The sequence below is a fragment of the Aeromonas sp. SCS5 genome, from assembly GCF_001887375.1.
In the GTDB taxonomy this organism is placed as follows: Bacteria; Pseudomonadota; Gammaproteobacteria; order Enterobacterales; family Aeromonadaceae; genus Aeromonas; species Aeromonas jandaei.
Genome location: NZ_LFCS01000001.1, coordinates 182,187 through 194,873, shown reverse-complemented (window position 1 = coordinate 194,873; position 12,687 = coordinate 182,187). Strand labels below are relative to the sequence as shown.

Sequence of the window (12,687 nt, the reverse complement as noted above, 5' to 3'; positions counted from 1 at the left end):
CCTGACACTGAGGCGTAAAGCTAGGGATTAATCCTCCAGCTCTTCGCGCGCCGCCTCCACATCGAGGCGCTCCATCGCATCCATCGGCTCACACTCGGCCGCTTCGGCATAGAGGGCTTCTGCCGCTTTCAAGCGGCTCTTGCCATGCAGCATCACCTGGGCATTGGCATACTCCATCCGCGCGATGGCGGAGTCGGGGATCAGTGCCAGCGCCTCCTTGAAGTGACGCTCGGACTCCTCCTTCTTGGCGCCATAGGTGAGGCCGCCGATCATGGCGCCCAGCTTGTCGACGATCTCGGCGTGCCATGCACCAAAGGCGATATGGGCTTCGGCGTGGTCGGGTTCGATCTCCAGCGCCTTCTCCAGGCTTGCCTTGATCTTGTCGCCAATGCCCTGAGAGAGGGCTTTGGAGATGGAGATCACCTGGCTGTAACGGCCAAGGGCCAGAGCGTGGAAGTACCAGGCGTTGGCATTGTCAGGCTGGCGTTTTTGCAGTTTCTCGGCATGGCTGGCCGCCCGCTCGAAGGCGGCGCGCTTGGCATACTTGTCCTCCAGCAGGTAGCTGGCGTGGATCACCAGCGCCTTGTTCGCCACATTGAGACCCGCCTCACCGGCCGCTTCGCCAAGGGCGACGGCTTGGGCAAAATCCCCTGCGTGATAGGCCCGCCAGGCATCCTGTACCTGCTCATCTTCCGGCCATGGCTCGGCATCCCCCTGATGAAGACGTTCCCAGTTATCGGCCAGCTTCTGGCCAGCATAGTCATAAGCCGCATCCGCGTAGGGGAAGGGGACAAATTCGAGTTGTGAGGTGGTCATGCTTGTTCTCCCTGTAGCATTTGAGTCAAACCTTTTCGGTGTATTGGTGGGCGAGAGCGCCCAGATGAACACGGGCATCGTCCCGCAGGTAGGGGGCGACCAGCTGCATCACCTGAAAGACGCCCAGTGCAATATCGGCGTCGCTCCGGGGGTGCTGTGCCCGCTGGTACGAGATCCAGAATGTGCCCACCAGCGCCACATTGGCAGCCAGTGAACGCAGCTGTTGGGGGCTTCCCTCCATCAGGCCGACCGTCTGCAGGTGAGTGCAGATGGTGATGGCTGTCTGCTCCTTGCGGCGCAGCAGGGCGGAGAAGCGCTGCTCGACCCGATGGTAGCCATTCATCAGAGTGGAGATATCGTAGTAGAAGAAACGGTATTTCCAGATGGCTTCAAACATCAGGTGGAGGAAGAGCCAGATATCTTCGGGCTCATCGGACGGGGCGCTGACCGCATCGAGCAGGCGCTCCATCTCCTGCTCGAACTCGTCGAACAGGGCATTGACGATCTCCTCCTTGTTGTGGAAGTGGTAGTAGAGATTTCCCTGGCTTATCTCCATCTCGGCCGCAATGGCCGAGGTGGTAACGCTGGGTTCGCCCAGCAGATTGAAGCGGGCGAGGGCAGTGGTCAGGATCCGTTCCCGGGTACGGCGTTTGGGCTTGCGATCCATGCTACTCCTTCACGTGTGGACGACGTACGCCACGGCGATAACGCCTGGCGAGCCAGTGTTGCAGCTGTTCCAGCGACTTGTCGAGAGCCGCGACCGAGCCGCTGCTGGGGGCCAGCAGGGTGCGATCGGGGTCGGCGAGCGCCTTCAGATTGAGCTCGAAGCCATGCCTGGCCAGGATGGGCGCCAGCTCGTGGCGACGCTGCCAGAGATCACGACGGGTGTGCTGGAAGGCGTGTTCGCACAGACGGCGCCGATCCCGATAGCTGAACACATTGGTAAAAAACATCTCGCCATCGGCGGGGGATGGTTCAAACAGCAGCGCATCGGCGTTGGGGTATTGATGGCGATAGCGATCCATCCCCACATGCATCCGCGAGTGAATGATGGCGCGGAAGGTCTGGGCCAGCACCACAGGCAAACCGCTATCCACCAGATTGGTGGGCTCTCCGGCCGCCATACCGGCATCGAAGGGCACCAGCGGATTGATGCAGAAGACCAGATCTGCCCCCTCCTGCAGCGCCACCGAGGCGTGCAGGGTTTTGATCAGGGCGCCATCGACATAGTAACGGCCATTGATCAAGGAGGGAGGAAAGAGGCCGGGCAGGGCCGCAGAGGCCTGCACGGCCGCCGAAATGGGCACATCGTCAAGCCCCGGCCCGCCAAAGGCGACCGGATGGCCGGTATCCAGCTCGGTCGCCACCACGAACAGACGGCGGTTTAGCTGGCGAAAATCGTTGCTGCGACCGGGACGGGAGAAGAACTGGGTCAGGATGCGATCCACCCCGCGATTGTCGAACAGTCCGGTCGGGATCGCCCTGGAGAGGCCTTGCAGCGATTCAAACAGGCTGCGTTTCCAGGGGGCAGCCAGATAGCGCATCAGGCACTCCAGCGCCAGAGGCGGGATGGAGCCGAGTCGCAAAGCGTATTCACGAAAGGCGGGACGCAGCAGGGTGGCGGGATCAAACATCTCGCCGGAGTCGTCGCTGAGCAGTATGCGCACCAGCTTTTCTGCCGAGATGCCGTTGGCCAGCGCCGATGCCACCACGGCGCCCGAGCTGACGCCGACATAAATATCGGCATGTTCAAGGCGCAGGCCGCTGATGCTGTCGGAGAGGGCGGCGCAGGCACCGATCTCGTAGATGCCACCGAGCGGCCCGCCACCGGCAAGGGCGATTGCTACCGTACTCATAGAGCCTCCTCCCTATCCATAGAAAACCGGCCCAGCGCTGGGCATGGGCCGGTGATGCTCACTCTTTGCCATCGAGACGGATTACGGCAGAACGCTCTCGGCTTTGGCCTTCACCTCTTTGACTGCATCTTCTGCAGCGGATAGGAGGTCAGCAGCCTGCTCAACCACCGCCTCTTTAGCCTTGGCGACCGGCGCCTTCTTTACCGGCGCTTTCTTGACCGGCGCTTTCTTCGGGGCTGCCGGTTTGGCTTCAGCGGCCGGAGCCTCTTCGTCCTGAGCATCCAGCAGTTGCTGCACTACTTCGGTCAGCTCGGCCATGCGCTTGGAGAGCTTGTCGATGTCCTTGCGAGTCGGGATACCCAGACTGGCTACGGCGCGGGCAACGCGATCTTCGAACACCTGCTCCAGACGGCCCCAGGTACCGGCAGTCTTGTCAGCTACCGCAGCAATCTTCTCGTCGGCGCTTTGACGGGTTTTGGCTTGCAGCGCTTCACCTTCCTGCACCAGCGCTTCAAAAATCTTGCCGCCCTCTTCCTGCGCCTTGGCATAGGCGCCCAGACCGGCCAACCAGATCTGCTGGGTGGACTCTTTGATGGTGGAGGTGAGTTGGTTGTCGGTCACTGAACCTGCCAGCGCTTTAAGTTTTTTAGCCATGATCTTCTCCTTGAATAACGACAGATAAATGTAATGGCGACAACGAAACTGCAATCGGGTTGTGGCATTACTGATTTTTCAACTTCAGTCTAGGGACAAAAAATAGAGGGTTCTACCTAATAACGGAACAGGCACACCACCGAAATTAGGGTTTGCTCACGAACCGACAATCAAATTGCGGATTTCCATATGAATCGTGATATATCTAACAACCTAGTAACACCCTAATCAGTAGCAGGATTCTCTCTATGAACTATTTCATTACCGGCGGTAGTGGTTTTATCGGGCGTCGATTGATCAAAAAGTTATTCCAACAGCATCCCGACTGTACCGTCTATTTTCTGATGCGCTCTTCTCATCAGGAGAAATTGCCAGAGCTGTTCTCATTCTGGCATGTGGATGAATCGCGCGCGGTCCCGGTTTTTGGCGACATGACGCAACCGCTGCTGGGGGTATCGGTCGAGATACAGGAGCAGTTGATCGGCAAGATCGACCACTTCTTCCATCTGGCCGCCATCTATGATCTCAACGCCAAGGCGGGGATCCAGCAGCAGGTCAACACCGAAGGAACCCGTCAGTCCGTGCAGCTGGCCGAACGACTCGCGGCCCGCCAGTTCCACCACTGCAGCTCTATTGCTGCCGCCGGTCTCTTCGATGGTCTGTTTCGCGAGGACATGTTCGATGAAGCCGAGCACCTCGACATGCCTTATTTCCAGACCAAGCACGAAGCGGAAGGGATTGTGCGAAACGAGTGCACCATTGCGTGGCGGGTCTACCGCCCGGGCATCGTTGTCGGTGACTCCAATACCGGTGAGATGGACAAGATCGACGGCCCTTACTACTTCTTCAAGACCATCCAGAAGCTGCGCCGTTTGCTGCCGCCCTGGATGCCGGCCATCGGGGTTGAGGGCGGGCGCATCAACATAGTGCCGGTCAACTTTGTGGTCGATGCCATGGTACATATCGCCCATCAGGAGGGAGAGGAGAACAAAACCTTTCACCTGACTGACCCCAACCCGATGCGGGTTGGCGATATGCTGAGCACCTTCTCCCGCGCCGCCCATGCGCCGGAGCCTGCGATCCGCATCAACGCCTCTCTCTTTAATTTCATTCCCCGCCACCTGACCGCCATGCTGATGACCATGGCGCCGGTGCGCCGCATCCGCGATGCCGCCATCGCCGATCTGGGTCTGCCCAAGGATGTGTTCCGCCTTATCAGCTATCCCACCCGTTTCGACAGTCGCGAAACACAGCGGGTACTGAAAGGGACCGGTATCGAAGTGCCGCCGCTGCACAGCTACGCCTGGCGGCTGTGGGATTACTGGGAGCGTCACCTCGACCCCGAACTCTTCATCGATCGCTCCCTGCGTGGTCGGGTAGAGGGCAAGGTGGTGCTGGTGACCGGGGCCACCTCCGGCATTGGCCGTGCAACCGCACGCAAGTTGGCGGGTGCGGGGGCCAACGTCGTTACCATCGCCCGCGACGAGCAGAAGATTGCCGAGACTAAAGCCGAGTTCGCCGAGCTGGGACTGACCATCGAGATCTATCAGGGTGATCTCTCCAATCTGACGCAGGCCGAGGAGATCACCGCTCGCATCGTGGCCGATCACGGCGGCGTCGATATTCTGGTCAACAATGCCGGCCGTTCCATCCGCCGCTCCATCGAGGACTCCTTCGATCGCTTCCACGATCTGGAGCGCACCATGCAGCTCAACTACTTCGGCGCGCTCAAGGTGATCATGGGGGTGCTGCCCACCATGATCGAGAAGAAAAAAGGCCACATCATTAACATCTCCTCCATCGGGGTGTTGACCAATGCACCGCGCTTCTCCGCCTATGTTGCCTCCAAATCTGCCCTCGATGCCTGGGTGCGTACCGCCGCCTCCGAGTTTGCCGATAAAGGGGTGAGCTTCTCCATCATCAATATGCCGCTGGTGAAAACGCCGATGGTCGCACCGACCAAGGTCTATGAGCAGGTACCGATGATGACGCCGGAAGAGGCGGCCGATCTGGTATGCGATACCATCATCAACAAGCACGTTCGTCTGGCCACTCGCCTCGGGGTATTTGGTCAGGTGGTTCATGCCCTGGCACCGCGTGTCGCTCAGGTCATCATGAACACCAGCTTCCGCACCTTTGCCGATCCCAAGGATGGCGACAAGTCCAAGGCCACCGCCGATCAGGTTGCCGTCTCCACCTTCATCAAGGGGATCCACTTCTAAGCCAGCGCAGTTGCAAGGAAGATAAAAACAGAGCGGGCCCGCACATTCGGGCCCGCTCTTTTAGTTTGAGATGATTACTTATGGCTTAATTGCGAGCCAGCAGAGTAAGCAGCAGCGCCGTAGTGCGGCGCGAGTAGAGCAGGGTGAGGTGACCAATGCCAGCCAGCTCGATATCTTCCATGCCAGCCAGACGCTGGCGCTCCTGCGGCATAACCACGTTATCGTGGCTGGTACGCACCGAGATCCCGGGAACGCAGAGCGGCACAGAGGCAAAGCGCTGCAACCAGCCGGAGCCCGGCTCCATCTCGCGCGCATTAGCCCCCACCCCCAGCATCGCCAGCTGGCTGCCCTGATGAGGCGTTGCCAGCGTGATAAGGCTTGCCACCTTGTCGCCGCCATGGACCGCCAGATAGTCGCGGCAGACCAACCCCCCCATGCTGTGACCGATCAGCACGAGCTGGCTGGCACCGGTTGCCGCGAGCACATCGTCAATTCGCTTGGCCAGCAGCGGCACCATCTCGTCGATATGACCAAATGGCGGCGTCAGGGTAATGGTAGCGACCACATGACCCGCAGCTTCCAGCCGGGCGCGCTGGGTTCGCCAGATGCCGCGGCTGCAACCATAACCATGCACCAGCAGTACCGGCCGTGTGCCGAGAGGCAGCCTGTCTGGCGCCATCAGCAGCGGCTCGAAGGGGAGCAGCCAGGTAAAGGTGTAGAGGTAGGCGAGCATCTCTCGCGCCATCATCTTCACTCTCGCCGGCATGCCGATGGCCGGGGAGGGGTAAAAGCGGGTAAATAGCCAGCTACCGAGTACCACCAGGCAACGCAAGGTGAGCAGAGCCAGGATCACAAACAGCAGAGTGACCAGCCATGAAAGATCCAGTACCAGATGGGCGATGCTCCCAATGAGCAGCACCTCAACCATCAGCAGAATAAACAGGTGTCGTACGATCGTCATGCCCCCATGATCCGGCGACATAGCCATAGAAGTCAAATGACGCTTTTCTACCCTGCAGGCCCCGTCACGCTTGCCCCGACATAGCCCTTTCTCATTTCCGTGTCAGGTTATTTGCAATACTGTATATCCATACATATACTTATCTCATCATCACCAGGAGGAGGCCATCATGGCTGTTGAAATCAAATATGTTGTGGTTCGTAGGGGAGTGGAAAAAATGACTTTTGCCAGCAAGAAAGAGGCGGACGCCTATGACAAACTGCTGGATACCGCCGATGAGCTGATGGCACTACTTGCCGGCGCCCCTGTCGAGATGACCCCGGAGCAGCAGGAGAGTCTGGCGTTTTACCTCGCCGAGCAGCGTGATCGGCTGCAAAACCTGCTGCGTGGGGGCAAGGTAACGGTAACTGGCAACAAGGAGGAAGAGCCCGCAGCCAAGCGCAAGGAGAAGGCGCTCAAACAGGTGGCATAAGCAGTTTCTTGGTGGCCTATCGGGGTAACGGCTTGAAAATCATTCACTTAAATTGCATTTATCACCATTTTTCAGGCTATTTACCCCGAGAATTTTTTAACAAAGGTGCATATTGATTGCATAAGGTAATTCAATGCCAGATTTCTGTTTCTGGCTGGTAACCAGTCAATCACACCTGTGACAAACCGAGCCAGGCCCTGTCTTTCAGTCGATACCACCGGCCATTTTTCTTCTTTTTAACCAAGCAAGACCATGACTCATCAACCCATTCCCTTACCGCCAGCCATGCCGCTTTTTGACAATCTCACCTATCTGGAAGAGGGCAATGCTCAGGTTAACCACTACCTCGCCAACCTCAGCCTCAACACAGTGCCTGATGCAGGTCTGGTTTATGAGCTGGCGGTCGACTGGCTGCTTGAACAACGCCATAGCGAGAACAACTACAAGACCTACCGCAGCGAGCTGACCACCTTTTTGCACTGGTGCTTTTGCGAAGTCGCCATCAGTCCAAAGGCACTAACCCGACGCATCATGATGCGCTACCTCGACTACTGCCAGTCACCACCGGAACCGCTCATCGCCTATCGCAACGTCGCCCAGTTCGTACAAGACAAAGAGTGGGGAGAGCGGTTACCCAATCCCCAATGGCGTCCATTTCTCGGTAAAAAGGAGCTGGGCCAGCCACTGCCATACCGCTTGAGCGAACAGGCCATGAAAACCAAGCTCGCTATCCTATCAGCTTTCTTCCAGTTCCTCATTCAGGAGGAGTACATGGATAGAAACCCGGCACTGTTACTGCAACGGGTGAAAAAGCCCCTTGCACAGGAGGCTGACGATCAGGTGCAAGCCTTCAGCGAATTGCAATGGTCCTACGTGCTGCAGGCTGCTGAAACACTCGCTCAAGACAACCCTGAGCAACATGAACGCAGCCGGTTTCTCGTCATCCTGATGTATGCCTGTTATCTGCGGATCTCGGAAGTGGCGGCCAGGCCCGGCTTTACCCCCGTGATGGGGCAGTTTCGTCGTGACAGCAAAACCGGCGTCTGGGGTTACTACATACCGAGCAGCAAGGGGGGAAAACGCCGTACCGTCGCCGTCTCACAGGCGCTGCTCCACGCCCTCGAACGCTACCGTGCGTTTCTGGGACTCTCGCCATTGCCGGCACCCAACGAGCAGACCCCGCTCTTTATCCGTCATAAAGCGGCCGCCCACGGCCGGGAGCAGGGAGAACTGAATGCCAATCTGGGGATCCGTCAGCTGCGCGAACTGGTACAGGCAGTGATAACCAAGGGTGGCGAGCTGGCCGAGCTGGACGGTTTTTATCAGGATGGTGCCGAAATGCGGCAACTGACCCCCCATGCCATTCGCCATACCGGGATCACTCACGACATCAACCTCAACGGTCGACCACTTTCCCACGTACAAGCCGATGCGGGCCACGACAGCATCGACACCACATCCAAATACCTGCACACCAGCCAGAGCGAACGCCATGAGAGCGCCCAGCAAAAACCGCTCGACAGGTTGCGATAAAAACTCGAACGAGTGAGAGATAACAAGGGATGAAAGTCGGGGATAGGTCTAACCAAGGTGCCGTAATTTTTACGGCATTTTCCTGTCAATCGGCGCGAGCGCAATGGCAGCCCACAGCGAAAAGGGGAGTCCAATACACATATTGCTCAAGCGTTTTGATAGTGAACACTTGTCTCAAAATACGGCATTTTTGGTTTCAGAATATCGACCAAGGGGAGGGGGTTGGATGCTTGCTATTTCGTTGTAACCGAGAGAAATGGCTTGGCGCTTCAGCACAAAGTAGATGGCCATTTCATCATCTTGTTATCTCTACATCTCACCCCGAGCAGTAATTCCCAGACACCATGCTCATGCAAACCACAGGGGAGGGATGTTATCTATTGATTGCTCCATAAACTGACGAATGCGTCAAACTCTTTTATAAACAATGTTTTACGGAATTTGCATTTCTATAGAAAATAGATGTCATGCCTTAAGCATCCAGTATTGAGGTGTCTATTGTGATGCCGATAAATCCAGTTATCGGCATTAATCACAGTTACCAGAAACGCGAGGTTAAAGATGGTTGAGACATGTTGTCATTGTGGTGCTCTTTTTACTGTCTCCTGCATTGGGGGTAATGGAATCTGCGGTGCTTGTCTGGAGCCGATTGACTGCCCTTATTACAAAAAAACCGTGCGACAAGAGCGGACAACCGGCACGTTTGTCGAGAAGCTAGTGAAGGCACCGCAGAGTGCGTTTGCTCAGTACTTGGGCATCACAGATGACGAATGGGATGACATGGGCGCAGACCTCCATGCCAATACTGGTCATAGTGACGATACTGTTTACTCTTACTGGTTTACGGTTCCAGAGGGAACGTCGGAAGATCTTTTAGAGAAAACAGGCTGGAAAGTTGGCCAGACTGTCGATGGCATCCCGGTTTGGGTTGTTGATTGTGATGAACCTGACATGGCTCTTTTTGACTAACACGTCAGCTCAATTCTGTCTGGGGCCTCTGGCCCCTTTGTTCTATCTACAGGCATGACTGCGCATAATGTCTGGTGGTTATGTTGAAGACTTGGCCCCCTGCGATAATCCCGAAGGGGCAGGGGGCTCCCGAAGGGATGTTTAATATAACCCGCATTATGCGAAATCTTTTTGGTAACAGTGACCGAAATAACCTTGCAATTATGGTAACAGTGACCGATAATCTAATTACGGTAACAGTTACCACAAATCAAGGGAATGACCATGAAAGACCAGCACGATACCCAGACCCAAGAGCTTATCCCGACCAAGCGCCCAGTAGGTCGCCCCAAGACTGGCAAAGCCCTTACCCCAGCTGAAAAACAAGCCCGCTACCGTGCCAGACAGGCAGAAAAAACGGTAACTGTTACCTTTAATCGTGAGCACTTGGCCACCCTAAAATTGCTGCTGGCCAATGCTCCAGAGTCTTTGGGCCTTCCAGCCGACCAGCTCGACAGCCTGACCAAGGCCGTTTTTGACGCGGCGCTCAAGTAGTGCCATGGCGAAGCCATAGAAGCGCTACCCTCGCACTCACCCCGAGAGATCATGTCTCCAAGCGCGGCGCCCGCCTTTAGGCGGCTCTGCTGTTTCCCGTGCATGGCACCACCCCTTTCCCTGCAAAACCTGTCTTTGAGGCCACGATAGAGCGCCAGCCGAAGGCTATAGGCGCGTGTGGTGACAAATATCGCTGCGTGTCGGAGACAAAAGACACTCTAGGTCTTGCACCTCTTTGGGCAATAAAAAACCCCAGCCGCTGGGGCAGGGGTCTTTGGTTGCTTGGGAGTCCGGGGGCCAGTAACACCCGGACTTTACCGCACTAACCTGCGGTCACTCATTGCCTCTTTCTTTTGCTAGCTTTAACCATACCGCCCTAAGCTCTTGATTTTTCTCAGTTTGTGCCTCTGCGGTCGCTATGATTTCAATCGGATCTCTTTTTAGGGCAATGGCTAATCTCAGGCACTTGTCTTTACCCAAGACAGCCCCGTTTCTTACCTTGGTCATTGACTGTCGAGGTACGCCCAAAAACTTAGCTGCCGCATAGTCGCTAGGCAGGTTCATTTTGAGCTTCAGCTCATCAATGTAAGAGTCAAACCATCTCATTTTTCAGTCACTTAAGTAAACCTCCCCCGAGTATCCTTCATAGTAACCGATTCGGCCACGTAACTTTATTATTGACAGTAACCTAACCCAGTTCTACAGTAACTTTGCACGGTTACTATAAGACTCGGGATAAAAAATGTTTTTCGATTGGCTGACCATAGAACAGGATTTCGGGTTTCAGCTGCCGCTATTGGATGGGCCAGCGTATGCCCGATTAGTGATAGAGGAGGGCGAAGTTGTGCATGGAGCGCATGAATTGTCAGCCCCAGCCTTTTCACACAAAGGCAGTTTCTGCGACAGCGTACTGATTAAGGTGTCAGGTTCTCGCATCCGCATGTCTGGCAACCCGTCCCGCTGGGGTCGCGTTGAGAACCTTTGGGGCTATCGCTCCATTGACCAGATGGTGGCGGTTTACAACGACATTCTGAGGGATATTTATGGTAACAGTGACGAAATTCCCCAGTTCACAAAATGCACCAAGCTACTTTATGCCCAAGGCACAGCCTGCGAAGTTATCGGGGCTGACGGTGCAATTATTCGAGAATTACACATTACTGAGAATATTACTGTCGGCGCTGGGAATGAGCGCGATTATATTAGCGGCCTTTCCACTCTTCGCTATCGCAACTCTATTCCTAGACTGCATACTGATGGTAATTCAGTAGACTGGCTTTCTAAGCAAGGAAACGCCGCACTTATTTACCCAACTGTATACAACAAAGCATATGAAATGCTGCTTCACTCACTGGGTAAAATTGTTCGCGCATTTGGCGAACAATCAGAGGAAGCGCTATATTTACAGCAAGTAATTGATTACTGTATCGCCGTTGGCCTCGTTCGCTTCGAATTAAAACTGAAAAACCGCTATCTTCAACGGAACAATATGAGTTACTGGGGCATGTCTGATTACAGCCCACTCGAATCACTGATGAACGAGTTTATTAACATAGACCAGAAATTGAGTGTAACCGCCATGGACTTTGAAACTATCTCCGAACGTCTTTTGACGCTAGGCATTGTGGATACAACCCGTGCCGCCAATACAACCGCAATGCATGCCCTTCAATGGATGCATGGCCAGAATTTCGACTTGAGCAAGAGGGCTATTCAAACTCACCGCGCCCGCCTTCGCCATATCGGCATCGACATTGCCACTAAATGCAACGTCAGCAAATTCAGTCCGATATTTGTCACCGCTCGCCGCGAGGTCAAATCGAATATTGCGACCGCCCCGAGCTGGTATGCAATGCCGCAAACTCAACTGAGGGCCGTAGCATGACCAAATATTGTATCTGTTGCCATCAGGCAATTATTGGTAACGGTGACTATTTTTGCCACCGCCAAACCTGCGTTGATATTCGCGCCGCTGCTGCGCGTCAGCAGCAAATAGAGCAGCATGGTAAATTCATTCTTCAATATGAAACTTTCGATGCTCAATGCGAAACAAAGCGCTTTGACGATGAAGGCGAACGAAATTACCACGCTTCTCTGATGGTCGGCCAAGTGGTCGAAATATTCGGCATCAACCCAGACGGGTCAACCGTCAATTTTAATTAAGGAAATCAAATATGAACCAACTGAATAGCGCCCCGCATGGCATCGTAATTATTGGCACCTGCAAGGGCTTTCGCTCCGTCACCCGTCAGGGTGCCCAGTACCCCAACAACGAAATCGGCGTTGATATTCAAACGCCGGACGGCTGGGGCGGCCACAAAGTGGAGACCATCGTTGTACGGGTATCAAAAAACCTCGTTGACGCTGGCGTACCCAAACTGGCTGAATCGCTCAAAGACAAGGTTTGCATCATCCCCGTATATATCACCGCATGGACTGGCAAAAGCGGGGCAGGGGTGAATTACAACCTTTCCAACCATATGCCTATGGCTGAACTCTCGGAGTTCTAATTATGGATATGGTCACCCAAGCGGATATTGTTGCGATATTGGACTTCTTTACCAAGGGATTGCTGGTTGTTCTTTTTTGCTTGGGTTGGGTCGCGGGGTCGCCTCGATGATTCAAGAATATTTACAGAATTTGTATCAAGACGGTTTTTTGCTGTACTGC

Annotated in this window: 14 protein-coding genes; 8 read left to right on the top strand and 6 right to left on the bottom strand. The window is 55.1% G+C overall.

What is annotated here, in order from left to right; translation table 11 throughout:
* Window positions 1-27: 27 nt before the first annotated feature.
* The 4 genes from BS300_RS00950 to BS300_RS00935 all read right to left on the bottom strand — a co-directional run bounded on the left by BS300_RS00950 (window position 28) and on the right by BS300_RS00935 (window position 3,326).
* Window positions 28-816: a hypothetical protein gene (locus BS300_RS00950; protein ID WP_042030969.1), complete on the bottom strand. Its 789-nt coding sequence runs from the start codon at window positions 814-816 to the stop codon at window positions 28-30.
* Between the two features lie 25 nt (window positions 817-841).
* Window positions 842-1,483 carry a TetR/AcrR family transcriptional regulator gene (locus tag BS300_RS00945; protein WP_071910131.1) on the bottom strand — a complete coding sequence of 214 codons (642 nt, stop codon included), beginning with the start codon at window positions 1,481-1,483 and terminating at the stop codon, window positions 842-844.
* Window position 1,484: 1 nt separating this feature from the next.
* A complete protein-coding gene (locus tag BS300_RS00940; RefSeq protein WP_071910129.1) occupies window positions 1,485-2,672 on the bottom strand; it encodes a patatin-like phospholipase family protein in 1,188 nt (395 codons plus the stop codon).
* An 81-nt stretch (window positions 2,673-2,753) separates the two neighbouring features.
* Window positions 2,754-3,326 carry a phasin family protein gene (locus BS300_RS00935; protein ID WP_042030972.1) on the bottom strand — a complete coding sequence of 191 codons (573 nt, stop codon included), beginning with the start codon at window positions 3,324-3,326 and terminating at the stop codon, window positions 2,754-2,756.
* Window positions 3,327-3,574: 248 nt separating this feature from the next.
* Between BS300_RS00935 and BS300_RS00930 the strand changes: the two genes are divergently transcribed.
* Complete coding sequence (locus tag BS300_RS00930) at window positions 3,575-5,548, top strand: SDR family oxidoreductase (protein ID WP_071910127.1); 1,974 nt, start codon at window positions 3,575-3,577, stop codon at window positions 5,546-5,548.
* A gap of 85 nt (window positions 5,549-5,633) precedes the next feature.
* Here BS300_RS00930 and BS300_RS00925 read toward each other — a convergent pair whose 3' ends face one another.
* Window positions 5,634-6,509 (bottom strand): alpha/beta fold hydrolase, encoded by an 876-nt coding sequence (locus BS300_RS00925; RefSeq protein WP_071910125.1) that lies wholly within the window; start codon window positions 6,507-6,509, stop codon window positions 5,634-5,636.
* Window positions 6,510-6,678: 169 nt separating this feature from the next.
* On the opposite strand from BS300_RS00925, the gene BS300_RS00920 reads away from it, so the two are divergent.
* From BS300_RS00920 to BS300_RS00905, 4 genes are all read left to right on the top strand, one after another.
* Window positions 6,679-6,981: a YebG family protein gene (locus tag BS300_RS00920; protein WP_071910122.1), complete on the top strand. Its 303-nt coding sequence runs from the start codon at window positions 6,679-6,681 to the stop codon at window positions 6,979-6,981.
* A gap of 252 nt (window positions 6,982-7,233) precedes the next feature.
* Entirely contained in the window at window positions 7,234-8,514 is a 1,281-nt protein-coding gene (locus BS300_RS00915; RefSeq protein ID WP_071910120.1) for a tyrosine-type recombinase/integrase, read from the top strand.
* 561 nt (window positions 8,515-9,075) lie between these two features.
* Window positions 9,076-9,483: a hypothetical protein gene (locus tag BS300_RS21410; protein ID WP_204378233.1), complete on the top strand. Its 408-nt coding sequence runs from the start codon at window positions 9,076-9,078 to the stop codon at window positions 9,481-9,483.
* 264 nt (window positions 9,484-9,747) lie between these two features.
* Window positions 9,748-10,017: a hypothetical protein gene (locus tag BS300_RS00905; protein WP_071910118.1), complete on the top strand. Its 270-nt coding sequence runs from the start codon at window positions 9,748-9,750 to the stop codon at window positions 10,015-10,017.
* Between the two features lie 333 nt (window positions 10,018-10,350).
* Here BS300_RS00905 and BS300_RS00900 read toward each other — a convergent pair whose 3' ends face one another.
* Window positions 10,351-10,623 (bottom strand): hypothetical protein, encoded by a 273-nt coding sequence (locus BS300_RS00900; protein ID WP_071910116.1) that lies wholly within the window; start codon window positions 10,621-10,623, stop codon window positions 10,351-10,353.
* Window positions 10,624-10,759: 136 nt separating this feature from the next.
* Here BS300_RS00900 and BS300_RS21455 point away from each other — a divergent pair, with 136 nt between their 5' ends.
* From BS300_RS21455 to BS300_RS00885, 3 genes are read left to right on the top strand one after another with little or no spacing between them, the layout of a single operon-like run.
* Window positions 10,760-11,902, top strand: coding sequence for a phage/plasmid replication protein (locus BS300_RS21455; RefSeq protein WP_071910114.1), 1,143 nt, complete (start codon window positions 10,760-10,762; stop codon window positions 11,900-11,902).
* Entirely contained in the window at window positions 11,899-12,180 is a 282-nt protein-coding gene (locus BS300_RS00890; RefSeq protein ID WP_071910112.1) for a hypothetical protein, read from the top strand. The genes BS300_RS21455 and BS300_RS00890 overlap by 4 nt, the downstream gene beginning before the upstream one ends.
* A gap of 11 nt (window positions 12,181-12,191) precedes the next feature.
* Window positions 12,192-12,527: a DNA-binding protein gene (locus tag BS300_RS00885; RefSeq protein ID WP_083593314.1), complete on the top strand. Its 336-nt coding sequence runs from the start codon at window positions 12,192-12,194 to the stop codon at window positions 12,525-12,527.
* The last annotated feature ends 160 nt before the right edge of the window (window positions 12,528-12,687 follow it).